This window comes from Flavobacterium sp. BFFFF1, assembly GCF_002256285.1.
Classification (GTDB): domain Bacteria; phylum Bacteroidota; class Bacteroidia; order Flavobacteriales; family Flavobacteriaceae; genus Flavobacterium.
The window spans coordinates 1-16,983 of the sequence record NZ_NKJE01000016.1; the positions used below are offsets into that span (position 1 = coordinate 1).

19 protein-coding genes are annotated in these 16,983 nt (G+C 43.9%); 13 read left to right on the forward strand and 6 right to left on the reverse strand.

What is annotated here, in order from left to right:
* Together CFE23_RS10790 and CFE23_RS10795 are read right to left on the reverse strand one after the other, a co-directional pair.
* Nucleotides 1-898 (reverse strand): aldehyde dehydrogenase family protein (locus CFE23_RS10790; RefSeq protein ID WP_291087765.1); only part of this gene is annotated, 898 nt, incomplete at its 3' end.
* Nucleotides 899-1,105: 207 nt separating this feature from the next.
* Complete coding sequence (locus tag CFE23_RS10795) at nt 1,106-2,284, reverse strand: DUF4861 family protein (protein ID WP_291087766.1); 1,179 nt, start codon at nt 2,282-2,284, stop codon at nt 1,106-1,108.
* A 118-nt stretch (nt 2,285-2,402) separates the two neighbouring features.
* On the opposite strand from CFE23_RS10795, the gene CFE23_RS10800 reads away from it, so the two are divergent.
* Nucleotides 2,403-2,708 (forward strand): hypothetical protein, encoded by a 306-nt coding sequence (locus CFE23_RS10800; RefSeq protein ID WP_291087769.1) that lies wholly within the window; start codon nt 2,403-2,405, stop codon nt 2,706-2,708.
* A 60-nt stretch (nt 2,709-2,768) separates the two neighbouring features.
* A complete protein-coding gene (locus CFE23_RS10805) occupies nt 2,769-3,302 on the forward strand; it encodes a hypothetical protein (RefSeq protein ID WP_291087772.1) in 534 nt (177 codons plus the stop codon).
* Between the two features lie 51 nt (nt 3,303-3,353).
* On the opposite strand, the gene CFE23_RS10810 is transcribed toward CFE23_RS10805, so the two are convergent.
* Nucleotides 3,354-3,704, reverse strand: a complete 351-nt coding sequence (locus tag CFE23_RS10810; RefSeq protein ID WP_291087774.1) for a 4Fe-4S dicluster domain-containing protein — start codon at nt 3,702-3,704, stop codon at nt 3,354-3,356.
* Nucleotides 3,705-3,871: 167 nt separating this feature from the next.
* Between CFE23_RS10810 and CFE23_RS10815 the strand changes: the two genes are divergently transcribed.
* From CFE23_RS10815 to CFE23_RS10835, 5 genes are all read left to right on the forward strand, one after another.
* Nucleotides 3,872-4,930, forward strand: coding sequence for an acyl-CoA reductase (locus CFE23_RS10815; protein WP_291087776.1), 1,059 nt, complete (start codon nt 3,872-3,874; stop codon nt 4,928-4,930).
* A gap of 214 nt (nt 4,931-5,144) precedes the next feature.
* Nucleotides 5,145-6,215, forward strand: coding sequence for a 3-phosphoserine/phosphohydroxythreonine transaminase (gene serC / locus CFE23_RS10820; RefSeq protein ID WP_291087779.1), 1,071 nt, complete (start codon nt 5,145-5,147; stop codon nt 6,213-6,215).
* A gap of 73 nt (nt 6,216-6,288) precedes the next feature.
* Nucleotides 6,289-7,251, forward strand: coding sequence for a D-2-hydroxyacid dehydrogenase (locus tag CFE23_RS10825; RefSeq protein ID WP_291087780.1), 963 nt, complete (start codon nt 6,289-6,291; stop codon nt 7,249-7,251).
* Between the two features lie 71 nt (nt 7,252-7,322).
* Nucleotides 7,323-7,760 (forward strand): DUF6146 family protein, encoded by a 438-nt coding sequence (locus CFE23_RS10830; protein ID WP_291087783.1) that lies wholly within the window; start codon nt 7,323-7,325, stop codon nt 7,758-7,760.
* A 28-nt stretch (nt 7,761-7,788) separates the two neighbouring features.
* Nucleotides 7,789-8,106 (forward strand): DUF6787 family protein, encoded by a 318-nt coding sequence (locus tag CFE23_RS10835; RefSeq protein WP_291087784.1) that lies wholly within the window; start codon nt 7,789-7,791, stop codon nt 8,104-8,106.
* 16 nt (nt 8,107-8,122) lie between these two features.
* Here CFE23_RS10835 and msrA read toward each other — a convergent pair whose 3' ends face one another.
* Nucleotides 8,123-8,674 carry a peptide-methionine (S)-S-oxide reductase MsrA gene (msrA, locus tag CFE23_RS10840; protein ID WP_291087963.1) on the reverse strand — a complete coding sequence of 184 codons (552 nt, stop codon included), beginning with the start codon at nt 8,672-8,674 and terminating at the stop codon, nt 8,123-8,125.
* Nucleotides 8,675-8,954: 280 nt separating this feature from the next.
* Here msrA and CFE23_RS10845 point away from each other — a divergent pair, with 280 nt between their 5' ends.
* The 3 genes from CFE23_RS10845 (at nt 8,955) to CFE23_RS10855 (ending at nt 12,223) form a co-directional block, all read left to right on the forward strand.
* The gene (locus CFE23_RS10845; RefSeq protein WP_291087786.1) at nt 8,955-9,617 is read left to right on the forward strand and encodes an ABC transporter ATP-binding protein; all 663 of its coding nucleotides are present in this window, start codon (nt 8,955-8,957) and stop codon (nt 9,615-9,617) included.
* Nucleotides 9,618-9,619: 2 nt separating this feature from the next.
* Entirely contained in the window at nt 9,620-11,272 is a 1,653-nt protein-coding gene (locus tag CFE23_RS10850; protein WP_291087788.1) for a hypothetical protein, read from the forward strand.
* Nucleotides 11,273-11,362: 90 nt separating this feature from the next.
* Nucleotides 11,363-12,223, forward strand: coding sequence for a hypothetical protein (locus CFE23_RS10855; RefSeq protein WP_291087791.1), 861 nt, complete (start codon nt 11,363-11,365; stop codon nt 12,221-12,223).
* Here CFE23_RS10855 and CFE23_RS10860 read toward each other — a convergent pair whose 3' ends face one another.
* The gene (locus CFE23_RS10860; protein WP_291087966.1) at nt 12,224-12,997 is read right to left on the reverse strand and encodes a TIGR02757 family protein; all 774 of its coding nucleotides are present in this window, start codon (nt 12,995-12,997) and stop codon (nt 12,224-12,226) included.
* 116 nt (nt 12,998-13,113) lie between these two features.
* On the opposite strand from CFE23_RS10860, the gene CFE23_RS10865 reads away from it, so the two are divergent.
* The 3 genes from CFE23_RS10865 to CFE23_RS10875 all read left to right on the forward strand — a co-directional run bounded on the left by CFE23_RS10865 (nt 13,114) and on the right by CFE23_RS10875 (nt 15,491).
* Entirely contained in the window at nt 13,114-14,463 is a 1,350-nt protein-coding gene (locus CFE23_RS10865) for a DEAD/DEAH box helicase (RefSeq protein ID WP_291087793.1), read from the forward strand.
* A 92-nt stretch (nt 14,464-14,555) separates the two neighbouring features.
* Nucleotides 14,556-15,089, forward strand: a complete 534-nt coding sequence (locus CFE23_RS10870; RefSeq protein WP_291087795.1) for an SRPBCC family protein — start codon at nt 14,556-14,558, stop codon at nt 15,087-15,089.
* Nucleotides 15,090-15,107: 18 nt separating this feature from the next.
* Nucleotides 15,108-15,491 carry a DoxX family protein gene (locus CFE23_RS10875; protein WP_291087797.1) on the forward strand — a complete coding sequence of 128 codons (384 nt, stop codon included), beginning with the start codon at nt 15,108-15,110 and terminating at the stop codon, nt 15,489-15,491.
* Nucleotides 15,492-15,550: 59 nt separating this feature from the next.
* Here CFE23_RS10875 and lpdA read toward each other — a convergent pair whose 3' ends face one another.
* Nucleotides 15,551-16,957 carry a dihydrolipoyl dehydrogenase gene (gene lpdA / locus CFE23_RS10880; RefSeq protein WP_291087800.1) on the reverse strand — a complete coding sequence of 469 codons (1,407 nt, stop codon included), beginning with the start codon at nt 16,955-16,957 and terminating at the stop codon, nt 15,551-15,553.
* Nucleotides 16,958-16,983 lie beyond the last annotated feature (26 nt).

Consider the following 16,983-nt stretch of genomic DNA (forward strand, 5'->3'; position numbering starts at 1 on the left):
ACGGACATGTACAAACTTCACCCTGGTTCAACGCAAACAATACTGCGCCTTCTACTGCTTTGTCGAAGAATGCGTCATCTTCATCAGCCACCGACGAAAAGAAAATGTTCGGTGATTTGCCGCCAAGCTCCATCGTCACCGGAATCAGGTTCTCAGACGCATATTGCATAATGAGCCTGCCCGTGGTGGTTTCTCCCGTAAAAGATACTTTGGCGATCTTCTCAGATTGTGCCAACGGCTTGCCCGCTTCAGGGCCAAAACCAGTAACAATATTTAAAACGCCTGGAGGCAATAGGTCACCAATCAATTCCATCAGGATCATAATCGAAGTTGGGGTCTGCTCGGCGGGTTTTACAACACAGCAGTTTCCGGCAGCCAACGCCGGCGCGATCTTCCAGGTCGCCATCAGCAACGGGAAATTCCACGGGATAATCTGGCCCACGACGCCCAACGGCTCGCTGAGGCAGATGCTGACCGTATGCTCATCATGTTCAGAAATCGATCCTTCCTCGGCACGGATAACGCCCGCGAAATAACGGAAATGATCGATGACCAGCGGTAAATCTGCCGCGCGGGTTTCCCGCAACGCCTTTCCGTTGTCGATGGTTTCCACAACGGCGAGGTATTCGAGGTTTTCTTCAATCCTGTCGGCGATTTTGTTCAATACACCACTGCGGTACGTGGCCGAAGTTTTACCCCACGTCTTAAATGCTTCATGCGCAGCGTCCAGTGCGAGATGGATATCCGCCTTGTTGGAACGCGCAGCCTGCGTGAACACTTTGCCGTCAATCGGGGAACTGTTGTCGAAATAGGTCCCATCCACCGGAGGGACAAATTTACCGCCAATGTAATTATCGTACTTTGCCTTGAATTCAGGTCTTTTAACAATATGATCCATGTGTATTTGATTTTTAATATTCATCCAAAAGTAGTTTTGGTGAACAAAAAACAATAGCACAATTCGGCCAACTCATAGCATTAAATTTTCATATTGATTTTTTTAACGCTAAAAATTTATGATACTGCTAAAAATTTACAGGAATAATTACACTTCGTAATGACTCGTCACAAGTTCCGTGAACAGATGACAAGAACCAGCCGGACATTAATATGTTGTCACGCGCAAAGGATTTTGCAGTACCAACAATTGCTTTTCCATTAAAGCATCCCAGTCTGCCGCGGTGTTGGCCTGCCCACTTTTCTGCCAGGCAAAACCAGCGTAGTACGAAAGACGGTCACGCGGTTTGGTGACCACCAGCAGGTGGCTTTGGTCCGGATCGGAATCCGTGTGGGTCAGGGCATCGGCCACCAGCTTGGGTTCTACGATCAACCCTGTTCCAATAGGCACGCCATCAATAGTTTCCCAATAGCGAAACAATCCCTTTTCCCGATCGGCCTTTGCCTGTCCTGTATTCTGGTGCAGGCTGATGCCGATGGCGTAATTTGGTGCTTTGGTATTTGAGGTAAAATAGACGTCGAACCTCGAAAAATTAGACCCTAAATCCATTGAAATCCGCTTCGTCTCCTCGACGAGGTGCGTGCTCCACGCTTCATAAACCAGTTCGAAGGTCACCCGCAGCGGTCCATTATCTACAATCCGGCACTCGCTGAAACGCTTTGGGACCTGCAGCGTATCGTTTAGCCACAGTCCGGTACCGCCTATGCCACGGCCGTTGCCCATGCTGTAGCCGTCATAGCCTTCGCCGTGATCGGTGTGGGAATACCCCGCTAACTTCTTATTTTTTGCATACCAATCATCCAATACCGCGTAATTCACCTTTTTTAACAACGGGCAAATGCCGCTGGAACCCTCATCCAGTGTGGCTTTTTTGGACTGCCTTTGCTTCTTTTGCCCATACGCCCGGAAGGCGACTTTGTCGTTCTCCCAGGCCACATCATGGTCACGGTCTGGGTTGAATTTACAATACGCCTTAATTTCTGTACGCGATATTTTCTTAATACTGTCCGATACGATTACATAGTTTGTCGTTGATTTGGCAGGAACAAACGCCTGGAACAACAGCGCATCCGGGTTGCCATCGCCGTCATAGTCCGTCCACTGGATCGGAAGAAAGGCTTCAGTGCCTTCGCGTTTGATGCGCAGGTGTTTTTTATCGTGCCGGGCAAGAAATCCGGACAGCGACGCTTTCTCAATGGCGGCCACTTCGACGCGGTCAAAGTCCAGCGTATTTTCGACAGAGACCTTTACAGATTGGGCCGCGGCAGGCCATCCGACAAAAAAGCACAACAAACAAAAAATTTGGGAAAGCGTGTTACAATTCATGCCAAAGGATTTACGCCAAAGTTATACAATTTAGGACAATGCGTGATAAAAGCGTACCTTAGGCCGTCATTACCCACCGTTTGGGATAAGCCATACCCACCCATGCCAATGCGCCGAAATGAGATGGAACAGACCGATATGGTTTGGCATGCACCAACCCCAAGCGACGGACGCCCGGAGTAAAGCAAAGGACGCCCGGAGTAAAAAGACGAACACCCGGAGTAAAGCGCTGGATGCGCGGATTAAAGCAGAGGACGCCCGGAGCCAAAAAATCGATGCCCGGACTGAAAAGGTGGATGCCCGGATGGATACGCCGGATTCCCATAGCGAAGCAACGGGCATGAAGACCCCGCTTCCGGATCTTCCAAGCATTTACTTGGGTTCGCCAAGTGCGATTCTGATAAATTTCGTTGAAATTCCATAACAGCCTTCGTGTTGCGGACGGTTACTTTTGTAAGTGTATAAATCACAAATACTAAACACAATGAAAAAGATCATTTTAAGCGCATTTTTCCTATTCGGATTGAATGCCATAGCGCAGAACCAAAATGTTACCAACGTAACAAAGACCACAGTCACCACGGTAAAAGACTCGGATGGCGAGAAAAAACAGGTGAAGAAGGAAAATGTACAGGAAGTACAGAATATTGAACTTCAGAACGCTGAATCAAAAGAGTTGAACAAGGACATGAAAGCGACACCGGTTGAAGTAACTTCGACCACACAAATTACCAATCCTGACGGAAGCACCAGGACTGTAGACGTAGACCGCTCTTCGTATTATGAATCGAACGGTGTGCAATACAGTGTAAAATTGGATGCCCAGGGGTATACGGTCACCGCACCTTCCCTTAAAAAGCCGGCATTGCTGAGAAAAACCTCTACCAACAGTTACATTTACAGGGGTAAAGACCAGACGTCCATCGGGTATTTCGATACAAATGGCAACCTGGTCCTGGAAACGTACGATGACAAATCGGATAAAGTGACGGTACAGACTTTTGCGAAAGTAAAATAAACCACATCTCCTATAAAATGAAAAATCCTGAGCGCAAACTCAGGATTTTTTTTATTCGTTATGCAGGAAAGCCTGCCTGTTGAGCAGCGTTTCTTCGCTCTCGACATGGTTGTCATCGGGCACGCAACAGTCTACAGGACAAACGGCAGCACATTGCGGCTCTTCGTGAAACCCTTTACACTCCGTACATTTTCCGGGAACGATATAATAGATATCGTCTGATATTGGGGTCTGCGCTGCTTCCGCGTCGATGGCCTCGCCGCTGGGCAGGACCACTTTTCCGCGCAGTTTGGTACCGTCTTTATAGCGCCAGTCGTCGGCGCCTTCGTAAATAGCAGTGTTTGGACATTCCGGTTCACAAGCACCGCAGTTGATACATTCGTCTGTTATGATGATAGCCATTTGGGTATTGGTATTGGGTGTTGGGTTTTAGGTATTGGGTTTTGGTATCGAATCTTTTGACTTTAGTCTTTCGACTTTCGACTTTTAACCTTCAACTTTTAACCTTCAACTTTATTAGCTTATTTTTGCGCAAAATTACGTCCAAAACTCTTCATAAGCAAATCAATATGACTCTAGCGCAAAAAAAAAGTATTTTCGTTTCCCTGGGTAAATTCTTAAGCCAGTTTTCCGAAAAAGGAAATCAGAAGATTGCAGGCTTGGCGCACAATGACGCATTTTTTGACGCTTTCGCAGATTTGATCCAATTGTCCCAATCGCACAATGGCTGGTATACACCGGAGCAGGTAAATTTCGCCATACAATCCTGGTCTGAGGCCCTGACGGAAGAAAACCTGGACCAATGGCTTTCCGCATACGAGATCAAAGCACATCAGGCAAAGACCATCGGGTTAATATTGGCCGGGAACATTCCGCTGGTTGGTTTTCACGACTTCTTATGTGTGCTGATGAGCGGCCACAAAGCCTTGGTCAAATTATCCTCCAATGACCAGAAGCTGCTGCCCTTTATCGCCGACTACCTAATGGCGTTGGAACCCGCCCTGAAAGATTACATCGCTTTTGTTGAAGGAAAAATGGAACACTTTGACGCTGTCATTGCCACGGGAAGCAACAACACCGCACGGTATTTTGAATACTACTTTAAGGACAAGCCGGCGATTATCCGGAAGAGCCGGAATTCGGTTGCGGTCCTTGATGGCAGCGAATCCAAAGAGCAGATGGTGGCTTTGGGCGAAGATGTATTCCGTTATTTTGGGCTGGGCTGCCGCAATGTGTCCAAAATATTCATTCCAAGAGACTATAATTTCGACCAGTTCTTCAACGGCATGTTTCCGTACCAGGATGTGGTTAAGTATGAAAAATACGCAAACAACTACGATTACAATAAGGCCGTGTTCCTGATGAGTAATTTTAAACTGCTCGATAACGAATTCCTGACGATTAAAGAAGATCCTGGTTACGCCTCCCCTATTTCGAGTGTTTTTTATGAGTTTTACGATGACCTTACCGAAGTGCAAGAACGTTTGAAACGGGAACAGGACCAAATACAATGTGTGGTTTCCAACAGCTTAATTGAAAACAGTATTCCATTTGGAAAAACCCAAAAACCAGAATTATGGGATTATGCCGACAACGTGGATACGATGGTTTTCCTACAATCACTTTAGAAAGAAGAAACAAGAAACAAGAATCAAGACGGAATGTCCCGGTAAGGGTACATTATTTTTGGAATTTACCATCTTGATTCTTGTCTCTTGATGCTGTCCTCTCTACTCACTACAACGTTTTTGTTAATAACCTTATGAAATTATTATCAAATCGCAATCAGGGTATTAATTCCATTTTAAGAAATTTGCCTCTGAATTTTTTTACAAAGCCAAAATGAAAAAACACAATTACAGCGCCGGTCCATGCATCCTTCCCCAGGAAGTCTTTGACAAATCGGCAGCAGCGATTTTAGACTTCAACAATTCCGGATTGTCCATCCTGGAAATTTCACACCGCAGCAAGGATTTTGTGGCCGTCATGGATGAAGCGCGTGCCCTGGCATTGGAACTGCTTGGATTGGAAGGCAAAGGATATCAGGCATTGTTTATGCATGGTGGTGCCAGCCTGGAATTTCTGATGGTACCTTATAACCTGATGAAATCCAATGGTAAGGCGGCGTATTTAGATACGGGAACCTGGGCAAACAATGCGATTAAGGAAGCAAAGCATTTTGGTGAAACGCTTGTGGTTGCTTCGTCAAAAGACGCCAATTATTCTTTTATCCCAAAAGATTATGCAATTCCTGCCGATGTGGATTATTTCCATTGTACGAGCAACAACACTATTTTTGGGACGCAGATGAAGTCGTTTCCTGAAACCGGTGTTCCGGTAGTTTGTGACATGAGTTCCGATATCTTTTCGAGGACGCTGGACTTTTCCAAATTTGATTTGATTTATGCCGGAGCACAGAAAAACATGGGACCTGCTGGTGCTACATTGGTTGTTGTAAAGGAGGAGAGCTTAGGAAAGACAGGCCGTACGATTCCGAGCATGCTGGATTACCAGAAACATATTGCCGCGGAAAGTATGTACAATACGCCATCTGTTTTCCCGATTTATGCCTCATTGCTAACACTGCAGTGGCTGAAAAACCTTGGCGGTATTCCTGCCATTGAGAAGATTAACGAACAAAAAGCCGCGCTTTTATATACTGAGATTGACCGGAACCCTTTGTTTAAAGGTACTGCAAACGTGGAAGACAGAAGTACCATGAATGCGACGTTCCTTTTGAACGATGAATCGAATGCACCATTATTTGACGAATTGTGGAAAAAAGCCGGTATTTCGGGATTGCCTGGACACCGATCAGTCGGCGGATACAGGGCGTCAATGTACAATGCGCTTCCGTTGGAAAGCGTACAGGTACTGGTAGACGTAATGAAAGAGTTAGAAACCAAAGTATAAAATCAGAAAATTTGCTAATGTGAAAATTGAACAATTATCTCATTAACTCATTTTCGAATTATTAAATTGACATATGAAAGTATTAGCCAATGACGGAATCTCAAAAAGTGGGATTGCGGCGCTTGAAAAAGGCGGATTTGAAGTAATCACTACGAAAGTAGCCCAGGAACAGGTTGCGAATTTCATCAATGAAAATGGCGTTTCCGTATTGCTTGTGCGCAGTGCGACTAAGGTACGGAAAGACATCATCGACGCGTGTCCCGGACTGAAAGTCATCGGGCGTGGCGGTGTTGGGATGGATAATATTGATGTGGACTATGCCCGTGAAAACGGAAAACACGTAATCAACACCCCGGCATCGTCTTCAGAGTCGGTAGCCGAACTTGTTTTTGCACATTTGTTTACCGGCGTGCGTTTCCTTCAGGATTCCAACAGGAATATGCCATTGGAAGGCGACACGAATTTTGAAGGACTGAAGAAAGCGTATGCTAATGGCATTGAGTTGCGTGGCAAAACCTTGGGCATTATCGGCTTCGGAAGGATTGGACAGGCGGTGGCCAAGATGGCGTTGGGATTGGGTATGAAAGTAATTGCCGCCGATAAATTCATCGGGAAGGCAGAGATTAAGGTTGATTTCTACAATGGGCAATTCATTAATGTGGAAATTCCGACTGAGCCACAGGAAGACTTGTTTAAGCACTCGCATTTTATCACGTTGCACGTTCCTGCACAGGACGGCTATGTAATTGGTGCTGAAGAGTTCAGGCAGTTGCGCGACGGTGTTGGGATCATCAACTGCGCGCGCGGAGGCGTCATTGATGAAGTGGCATTGATTGAAGCTTTGGACAGCGGAAAAGTCACTTTTGCCGGGCTCGATGTTTTTGAAAGCGAACCAAAACCTGAAATCCAGATCCTGATGCATCCTAAAATTTCGCTGACACCACATATTGGTGCTGCCACGGAAGAAGCGCAGGACCGCATTGGAACCGAATTGGCGGAGCAGATTATCGGTCTATTGAATACAGAAAATGCTTAGTCTTAATCGTTAAAGTTATAAGAAGCGTTCCTACCGGAGCGCTTTTTTTATTACATTTAAATTAAAAAGTGATGAAAAAGATACTCATGATAACATTGGCGATTTCCGCGGTGTTTACGGCCTGTATCGCGTCGAAGAATGGCGCACCCGGGACAACAGGTAAAGACGCGACAATGGCGGTGAACGACACGATCCGGATTGCGAACGACAAATTGGAGTATGAAATAATTATTATCGATCCCGGTTTTTCTTCCTGGTTTAATTCGTATGCAAAACCCCGTAATTATTATTCCCAGCCTTATCTGGAGGCACGGAATCGGGTTTGGGTCAGTGAATGGAATATCAGGGCGTCAAGCCCGCTTAGCAACGGTAATCTTTATGAGATGCGCATTGATTATAACAGCAACATCGATTACGGTTATGAAGTAAATTATATGCTGTACAATTACATGACCTATTTCCAGATTGTGAATAAGGTTCAGCTTGGCGGTTTTGCGCCAAGGATATAAAGTAGTATTTTTGGGTCAAATTAAACCGATGGGCAATCTTAAACAACGCTGGGGCATCACTTCCAACTTTCAGATGGTTGTCATTTTCGTTGTATTTGCGATTAACGGAACCATTTCTGCGGAGATTTCCAAGTTTCTTATGGGTTTCCTGGGTATTACCAAAGCAAATACCGCGGGCTATATTTATTACCCGCTGCTCATCATCCTGGTGCTTCCGCTCTATCCTTTCCTGCTAATGGGTGTTGGATATCTGTTCGGGCAATCAAAGTTCTTTTTCCCTTTTGCTAAAAAAATGCTTCGCGGCATCGGTTTGGGCTTCATTTTTGGCCAAAAAAAAACTCCCTGACGGGAGTTCTTCGTACTTATTCGTTTTTCAATTTGTCTTTAAATTTCGTCCTGACCTTTTCTACCTTTGGGGTGATTACATAATGGCAGTACGATTGTCCTTTATTCTGGTTGTAGTAATTCTGGTGGTAATCTTCGGCGGCGTAGAAAACAACTGCCGGAGAGACTTTGGTCACAATCGGATCACTGAATGTCTTTGACGCCGTCAACTGTGCAATGTAATCTTCAGCCGTTTTCTTCTGTGCATCGTTATGGTAAAAAATCTCGCTGCGGTACTGCGTTCCTACGTCATTGCCCTGGCGGTTTAGTGTTGTCGGATCGTGTGTCGCAAAAAACACCTCAAGCAATTCCCCGAAAGACACTTTTTTTGGATCAAAAGTAATCTGTGTGGCTTCAGCATGTCCCGTAGCCCCGGAAGAAACCTGCTCATAAGTCGGATTAGCACGGGCACCTCCGGTATATCCGGAAACCACCGATTTCACGCCGTCGAGTTCTAAAAAAATAGCTTCTGTACACCAAAAGCATCCCCCTGCAAAAGTTGCTACTTCCATTCCGTCCTGTATATCCATCTTAATTGGTTCGTTTATTGTTGCTGTATCATTGATTACTTCATCTTTTGCTTTCGACTGGCAGGAAATTCCCAGTAAAGCCAAGATCAAAACTGCGGTCTTTTTCATAATTTTTAAGTGTTTAACAAATATACGTAATGGAAGAAGTTTGGTTTCGGGTTTAACTTTATTTTAGTAGATGTTGCATCGCAATGTAGTGGTCAGCAATTTAGGAATGTACGGTTTGTCGTGCCGCTTGCCTGCTCATCAAATTCTTCGTTACTTTGCCAAAACCGCAATTATGATCCAGGCAAAACACATTCAGAAGCATTATGGCGACCTTCATGTCCTTAAGGGCGTTAACCTGCACATTGAAAAAGGGGAGATTGTCTCGATTGTCGGTGCATCTGGAGCCGGCAAAACAACGCTGTTGCATATCTTAGGCACGTTGGATAAACCCCAACCGGATGTAATGACGCAGTTGTTGGTAAACGGTGAAGATGTGATGAAAATGAATGACAAAGCGTTATCGCGTTTCAGGAATACAAATCTTGGTTTTATTTTTCAGTTTCACCAGCTTCTACCGGAATTTACAGCGCTTGAGAACGTGTGTATTCCTGCTTTTATCGCCGGGAAATCAAAGTCGGATACCGAAAAGGAAGCGCAGCATCTGCTCGCCTATCTTGGACTATCGCACCGGGTTTCTCACAAACCCGGTGAATTATCGGGTGGCGAACAACAAAGGGTGGCCGTGGCACGTGCGCTGATTAATAAACCTGCGGTTATTTTTGCTGATGAGCCTTCCGGAAATCTGGATACTGCTTCTGCCGAAAACCTGCACCAATTGTTTTTTAAGCTGCGGGATGAATTTGAGCAAACTTTCGTGATTGTCACGCATAACGAAGAATTTGCCAACATGGCGGACAGGAAACTTGTAATGTCTGACGGAAATATCATCCGCTAACCATGCTGCCCATTTTTGCCAGCTGGTGTTTCATGTTGGGTATATTCCTGACTTGCGGTGTCGCGGCGGACAGCATTTTTAAAATCAATTCCAGAAATCCCATTCTGAAAATCGTTGTTGGAATCATTTTCCAGACTGTTGTACTGACGACTGCGGCTTTTTTTATTCCGATTGGGTTTTGGTGCTTTACATTCAATGTCCTTTTTACAGTGGTTACCGCATACTTCTACCGCCGGAAGATTTTTATAGAAATTCAGGCGATAAGGATGGAGTGGCAGCGATTTTCATCGTTTGCGAAAATATCCATGGTATTGATTGTTTTAGCGGCGTTGTTTAAATCTGCGCAATCACCATTTATCCTGGACAATGAAAGCTATTATGTCCAAACCATTAAATGGCTCAACGAATATGGTTTTGTGAAAGGGATTGCAAACCTAAACGTAGCCTATGGCCAAACCTCGCCTTGGCATATTTTGCAATCGGGGTTTAACTTTAATTTTCTCACGAACCGGCTAAACGATATCAACGGCTTCCTTATGGTGGTCTGCTCATTCTTTTTTATGGCAGGATTCGATCGGGAAAAAAAACTATGGGTTGGATTCTTGTTTTTCTTCAATGTTTTGCTGTTTCAGTTTATCGATTCACCTTCACCGGATTTCCCGTTGATTGTCGTGGGCCAAGTTGTTTTTTATCAATTTCTAAACAAAGAAGATAATGACAACGCCAGATCGAACGCACTGTTTATCATCTATCTGATTTTTGTCAAAATTACCGTCGTGCCGCTTCTATTTTTGGTGCTTTGGTCTGTTTACAAGAGCCGGAAAGAATCATTATTTTTTATTTTGAGCTCCTTGTTGTTTTTTACGTTGTGGGTTGCAAAAAACACCGTTTTATTCGGCTACCCCTTGTTTCCGACCAGTCTTTTTGCTGTAAATGCTGATTGGAAAATTCCCGAAGCCTTGTTAAACAACTTAAACAATGCCATCCGAAACCATGAATTTATGACGTTAAAAGGCTATGAAACGTTTTCCGTTATGGACAAATTTTTGATCTGGATCCGGTTCGGTGGTATTAATTCGGTTTTCAACAAAGGCATTTTGGTGCTTTTTGCGGTAGTCGTTTTTATTCCGCGAATGCGGTTCGAGCGATTCCGGGCTTTATACGTGGTTCTATTATTGCATTTCGTTACGGTGTTCCTCGTTTCGCCTCAGTTTCGTTTCTTTTTAATTGATTTTATTTTTCTCGCGGCGGTACTTGCGGAAGCTTTATTCCAGCGACTTAGGATTAAAGAAATGTCTTTAAGAGTAATGGTATTTCTGTCAGTGTTACTTCCCTTTTTTACCGTTTACATCATTGATTTTAAATTAATGACTTCTAATAAGCTCAATTTATCCATTGAAAAACCCAGATGGACCCAGCTATACCTACCCTATCCCAATTCAAGGTACGACGGCATAAGATTTATTGAAACTACAGAAGGCAATCTGAAATACTATTCGCCTGAAAAGATTTTTTTCTCATATGGCACGGCAAATGGTCCTTTACCCTGCACCAGCCGAAGGATCGTGAAGCGTTTTAAAGCCCGATACCATTTTATACCGCAACTCAGAACGGGACGTTTAGACGATGGATTCTATTCCAGCCCGGTGAAATAATTAACAATTTTTACGGCAAATACGTAATTGGTATTGAAATGGCAATGGTAGCTTTGTACAAAGAAGCCAAAAAGATATTTTATAACCGCCATGCCGAAACAATACATCACCTTAGTAATATTATTGTATGGATTTGTCTCATGCGCCTGGGACGCGGGAGAATCCGAAAAAGAGAAAACGCCTGCGCCAGAATACAACGATTCTATGGTTCATTCTCCTTCCATTGTCGATATTGTGCCTTTGACCAAAGCGGAAATCCTGATTGAACGGGAAATGGCATTTAGAAGTTCGCTGCCGCCCGATTTATTTGAATGGACGACACACAACGCCAATCTTTATGCCATAATTGTAAACGAGTTTATTACCGATTACACTCCACGAAACGAGCTTATCGCTTACTATATGATCTGGTCGATGGCTTACAACGACAACTATTCCGAAGACCAATTCATTGCGGATAACGATGAGTTCAACGAAATTTATAATGGATCTGTAGTTGAAATACCCGATTCGTTTCAAATGGATGATGGCAGTTTGGTTTCAATCTGTTTTGGAGACACCTATAGCGACACCGAACAATCGAACAAAATGGTTTCGCCGCTACTTGTTGAGGTCCTGAAAACGAGCCTGAAAAAAGCGAACTCAGTGTTGATTGAAAAAATCGCTTCAGTTGAAATAAAAGCGACAACCAACGGAACGCATCATTTGCGAAGCAACCATTACAACAAAACCGCTTTGGACATTAGCAAAGTGAACGGTCAGCAAATTTTCCTATCCGCGACTGAAAATGGGGTATTTGAATTACAAAAGGCATTTGATGAAAACCCGAAAATTCGGGAAAACTTCGGTCCGTTCTTTAAGCATAAAACTGAAACTGATGGCATTCGAAACAATCATTTTAAAATTCCCGGTTGTTTCGACCACATTCATATTTCCGTCCAAAGCAACTGATTACAGCAAAATCTGCTTTTCGAAAGCACCAATACCAAAGAGGGCGTAATCGTATTTTACGGGATCAATGGGGTCGAAGGCCCGTAGCTTCGAGTCAAGTTCCATTAGTGCTTTGCCATCATTTTGCTTTCGATCAATCAAACCAAGGCTTCGCGCAATATTTCCGGAATGTACATCCAAAGGACACGATAACAATGCCGGTGAAATAGAACTCCAGATACCGAGATCGACGCCGCGATTGTCTTTTCTCGACATCCAGCGTAGAAAGAGGTGTATTCGTTTTGCGGCTGAATTTGTTGCAGGATCTGCTACGTGCTTTTGCGTCCGTTGCTGGTGTCCTACTTCGAAAAACAGCTTTTTGAATACCGAGATGCTGTTGTGCAGATAACCTTCAGCATGGTTTGACAGAAAAACCTGTTCCATACCACCGTGATTCCTGTAAATATGTTGCAATCCACGGATGAAGGTCCTGAAGTCATCAGCATTAAATGTGCGATGTACAAAACCCTCGGCACGGTCAAGGTCGTGTTCTGAATGAGACATTACAAAATCAAATGGCGAATTACCCATGATATCCATCATCTTTTTGGCGTTGGCAATGACCGATTTCCTATTGCCCCACGCAATCGTCGCCGCCAGAAAACCGGCAATCTCGACGTCTTCTTTCAAAGTAAAACGATGCGGAATTTGTACGGGATCCGAATCAATAAAATCGCGATTGTTGTATTGATCTGCCTTTTGATCCAGGAATTCTTTCATCTCCGAAAAAGCCATCCCTTTTATCAAAACACTGCCCATAATGTTCTTTGTAATTTGTTGCGCACAAAGGTAATGCAATTTCGTGACGCTAATTGTCTTTAAAATCGGTACCTTTGCCGAAAATCAGGTAAATGGCTACATTCGAACAATTCAATCTTCCAAAATCACTTCAAAAAGCAGTGGATGAACTTGGATTTGTGACCCCTACTCCAATCCAGGAAAAATCATTTGCCGTCATCATGTCCGGACGCGACATGATGGGAATTGCGCAAACCGGAACAGGGAAGACTTTCGCGTACCTTTTGCCTCTATTGAAATTGTATAAATTCTCCCCTACCCATACGCCCAAAATCGTAATCCTCGTCCCCACACGTGAATTGGTTGTGCAGGTCGTTGAAGAAGTTGAAAAATTAACGACCTATATGTCTATCCGTACGCTCGGAATTTACGGAGGTGTAAATATTAACACCCAGAAAACGGCAGTGTACCACGGAATTGATATTCTTGTGGGAACGCCGGGACGTGTAATGGATTTGGCACTGGACAATGTTATCCGTTTTGATGAGACAAGCAAGCTCGTGATTGATGAATTCGATGAAATGCTGAATTTGGGATTCCGTCCCCAGCTCACTTCAATTCTGGCAATGATGAAACCAAAAAGGCAAAACATCCTTTTTTCGGCAACAATGACTGATGAGGTTGATGCTGTTCTGAATGACTTTTTCGATTTTCCGGAAGAAGTTAGTTTGGCTGCGTCAGGAACACCTTTGGAAAATATCAAGCAGTTGGCGTACCCCGTAGTGAATTTCAACACCAAAATCAACTTACTCAAGCATTTGCTGCAGCAAAATGACGACATGAGCCGCCTGCTTATTTTCGTGAACAACAAGAAAATTGCTGACATGCTTTTCGACAATGTTGATGTCGATTTTCCGGAGCAATTTGGTGTAATCCACTCTAATAAGTCACAAAATTATCGTTTGAATACCATGGCGCAATTCCAGGAAGGAAACCTGCGCGGCCTGATTACTACTGATATTATGGCGCGTGGTTTGGACATTTCAGATATTACGCACGTAATCAACTTTGAAATGCCCGAAATGCCTGAATTGTACATGCACAGGATCGGCCGTACTGGCCGTGCCGATGCTACCGGAACCGCAATCAGTTTCTTCACTGGCAGGGAAGAAGAAATGAAACTCGAAGCCGAAGTACTGATGAATACCGAAATCGAACTCATTACTTTTCCTGAAGAAGTAGAGATTTCGAACAAACTTATCGGGCCTGAAAAAGACAAACAGCCCATCAAATTTCTAATGAAAAAGCCAAAATTGGATGGCGACGGTGCGTTTCATGAGAAAGCAAAGAAAAACCAAAAAGTGAATTTGGGTGGACCTTCAAAAACCAAAAAGAAAACCCATGGCTCGGTAAACCGAAACATGCTAAGAACGCAGACCGCCAAGCGAAATAAGAAAAAATAGTGGGCTTCCATTTGATTTTGTGTTAGATAAGAAAAATCTACAACTAACTTAAACAAGATTTTTTTTATATTTGGTTACCTAAAAAACCAAAAATGATCCTGATTTACATCATAGTAAGCTTTATTGCCTTAATACTGCTTGTTGCATTATTTGTCCCGAGAGACTATTCCGTAAAACAGGAAATAGTGATTAACAAACCATCCGTCGCTATCTATAATTATTTCCGGTATTTGCAAAATCAGGAGGCCTATGCGGTATGGAACGGCATGGATCCGGAAATGAAGAAAACATATTCCGGAACCGACGGCGAACCGGGATTTATTTATACATGGGAAAGCAAAAATAAAAAAGTGGGCCAGGGTGAACAGGAAATCAAAGCGGTAACTGACGGAGAAAGTATTGAAACTGAACTTCGTTTCATAAAACCTTTTGAAGGTCGCGCCGATGCTAAAATCAGTGTGTTTCCGCTTGGAGAAAACCAGTCAAGAGTGACCTGGGATTTAAACAGCAGCATGAAATATCCAATGAACTTTATGTTACTATTTATGAATATGGATAAGATGATTGGCAAAGATTTTGAAACGGGACTGAGCAACATGAAGCGCCTCTTAGAAACAAATCAGTAACCAATAAACCAATATATTATGAGAATCCTGACCATTGTCGTCCGACTTTTAATCGGTGCTTTACTGCTTTTTGCATCGATTGCCTACTTTGCCAAAATTGATATGGGCCCGCTGCCAAAAATGAGTCCCGAGATGATGAAATTTAATGAAGGACTAGGCGCGTCCACGTATTTGATGCCCTTCGTTAAGGCTTTGGAATTGCTTTGTGGGTTGGCATTTATTTCCGGGAGATTTGTCGCTTTGGCAAACCTTGTAATCCTCCCAATCAGCATCAACATTGTGTTGGTTCATGCATTTATGGGACCGGAACAAATAGCAATGGGCGCAGTATTATTTGTCGGGAACCTATTCCTGATCTACCGCTATTGGAACCATTATAAAACGGTGGTTTCAGCGAGATAAATTTCTTGAAATAAAAAACCCCGTCATCGCTGGCGGGGTTTATATTTTATGTGTGTTCCTTAAATATGCAGTGAGCGGTTGTCTGTCGCGCCAAGCGCCGCTTCTTTTACTGCTTCAGCGTAAGTAGGATGTGCGTGTGACATTCTTGAAATATCTTCTGCAGACGCCCTGAATTCCATTGCAGTTACCGCTTCGGCAATCAGGTCGGCAGTTCGGGCACCAATCATATGAACGCCCAAAACTTCGTCCGTCTTGGCATCGGCGAGGATTTTTACAAAGCCATCCGTATCTCCGCTGGCACGGGAACGACCCAATGCCTTGAATGGAAAGCTGCCTGTCTTATATGCTACTCCAGCTTCCTTCAATTGTTCTTCTGTTTTTCCAACCGCCGCCACTTCCGGCCAAGTATACACTACTCCCGGAATCAGGTTGTAATCAATATGCGGCTTCTGCCCTGCTAACGTTTCTGCAACAAAGACACCTTCTTCCTCCGCCTTGTGCGCCAGCATAGCTCCCTTAATGACATCACCAATAGCATAGATATTTGAAACGGTCGTTTGCAAATGGTTGTCAACTTCAATTTGTCCTCTCTCAGTAACCTTTACGCCTGCCTTTTCAGCGGCCAGACCATCGGTATAAGGTTTTCTGCCAACGGCTACCAAGGCATAGTCGCCATCAAGGGTGATGGTTTCACCTTTGGCATTTTCCGCCTGAACCTGGACTGCATCGCCGGTGCGCTCTACCGATTTCACCTTATGTGAGGTATAAAACTTCATGCCTTGCTTTTTAAGCACTTTTGTAAGCTCTTTTGACAGCCCGGCATCCATTCCCGGAATGATCCTGTCAAGGTATTCCACTACAGAAACCTGTGCTCCCAACCTCAGGTACACTTGTCCAAGCTCCAGGCCAATGACACCACCGCCAATGATAATAAGGTGTTTTGGCACTTCCTTCAGTTTTAAAGCCTCCGTTGAGGTTATGATGCGTTCTTTGTCTATTGTGATAAAAGGCAGGTTGGCCGGTTTTGAACCCGTAGCGATGATGGTATACTTAGCCTCCAGTATTTCGGACGAACCGTCATTTTTAGTGACTTTTATGTGGGTAGCATCTTCGAATGAGCCCAAGCCTTCAAACACGGTAATCTTATTTTTATCCATCAGGTATTTGATTCCCGAAGTATTTTGGTCTACTACAGTACCTTTACGCGCAATCATTTGATCAATATTGAACTTGATTTCCCCTGAAATTTCGATTCCATGTTCCTTGAAATGGGAAACTGCATCATAATAGTGGTGCGACGAATCCAAAAGCGCTTTTGATGGAATACAGCCCACATTGAGACAGGTTCCGCCGAGTGTTGGGTATTTCTCAATAATTGCGGTGCTAAATCCCAGTTGTGCACAACGGATGGCAGCTACATATCCGCCTGGTCCTGATCCAATAACGACTACATCAAATGAACTCATGGTATATTTTTTTAGGTTTTTAATTT

Excerpts from the sequence above, each read along its gene's own strand:
- CFE23_RS10795 (WP_291087766.1), bottom strand. The coding sequence starts at position 2,284 with ATGAATTGTAACACGCTTTCCCAAATTTTTTGTTTGTTGTGCTTTTTT.
- CFE23_RS10845 (WP_291087786.1), top strand. The coding sequence starts at position 8,955 with ATGATCCAGGCAAAACACATTCAGAAGCATTATGGCGACCTTCATGTC.
- CFE23_RS10835 (WP_291087784.1), top strand. The coding sequence starts at position 7,789 with ATGGGCAATCTTAAACAACGCTGGGGCATCACTTCCAACTTTCAGATG.
- lpdA (WP_291087800.1), bottom strand. The coding sequence starts at position 16,957 with ATGAGTTCATTTGATGTAGTCGTTATTGGATCAGGACCAGGCGGATAT.
- serC (WP_291087779.1), top strand. The coding sequence starts at position 5,145 with ATGAAAAAACACAATTACAGCGCCGGTCCATGCATCCTTCCCCAGGAA.
- CFE23_RS10800 (WP_291087769.1), top strand. The coding sequence starts at position 2,403 with ATGAGATGGAACAGACCGATATGGTTTGGCATGCACCAACCCCAAGCG.
- CFE23_RS10865 (WP_291087793.1), top strand. The coding sequence starts at position 13,114 with ATGGCTACATTCGAACAATTCAATCTTCCAAAATCACTTCAAAAAGCA.
- CFE23_RS10875 (WP_291087797.1), top strand. The coding sequence starts at position 15,108 with ATGAGAATCCTGACCATTGTCGTCCGACTTTTAATCGGTGCTTTACTG.
- CFE23_RS10850 (WP_291087788.1), top strand. The coding sequence starts at position 9,620 with ATGCTGCCCATTTTTGCCAGCTGGTGTTTCATGTTGGGTATATTCCTG.
- CFE23_RS10855 (WP_291087791.1), top strand. The coding sequence starts at position 11,363 with ATGCCGAAACAATACATCACCTTAGTAATATTATTGTATGGATTTGTC.
- CFE23_RS10805 (WP_291087772.1), top strand. The coding sequence starts at position 2,769 with ATGAAAAAGATCATTTTAAGCGCATTTTTCCTATTCGGATTGAATGCC.
- CFE23_RS10810 (WP_291087774.1), bottom strand. The coding sequence starts at position 3,704 with ATGGCTATCATCATAACAGACGAATGTATCAACTGCGGTGCTTGTGAA.
- CFE23_RS10830 (WP_291087783.1), top strand. The coding sequence starts at position 7,323 with ATGAAAAAGATACTCATGATAACATTGGCGATTTCCGCGGTGTTTACG.
- CFE23_RS10815 (WP_291087776.1), top strand. The coding sequence starts at position 3,872 with ATGACTCTAGCGCAAAAAAAAAGTATTTTCGTTTCCCTGGGTAAATTC.
- CFE23_RS10870 (WP_291087795.1), top strand. The coding sequence starts at position 14,556 with ATGATCCTGATTTACATCATAGTAAGCTTTATTGCCTTAATACTGCTT.
- msrA (WP_291087963.1), bottom strand. The coding sequence starts at position 8,674 with ATGGATATACAGGACGGAATGGAAGTAGCAACTTTTGCAGGGGGATGC.
- CFE23_RS10860 (WP_291087966.1), bottom strand. The coding sequence starts at position 12,997 with ATGGCTTTTTCGGAGATGAAAGAATTCCTGGATCAAAAGGCAGATCAA.
- CFE23_RS10825 (WP_291087780.1), top strand. The coding sequence starts at position 6,289 with ATGAAAGTATTAGCCAATGACGGAATCTCAAAAAGTGGGATTGCGGCG.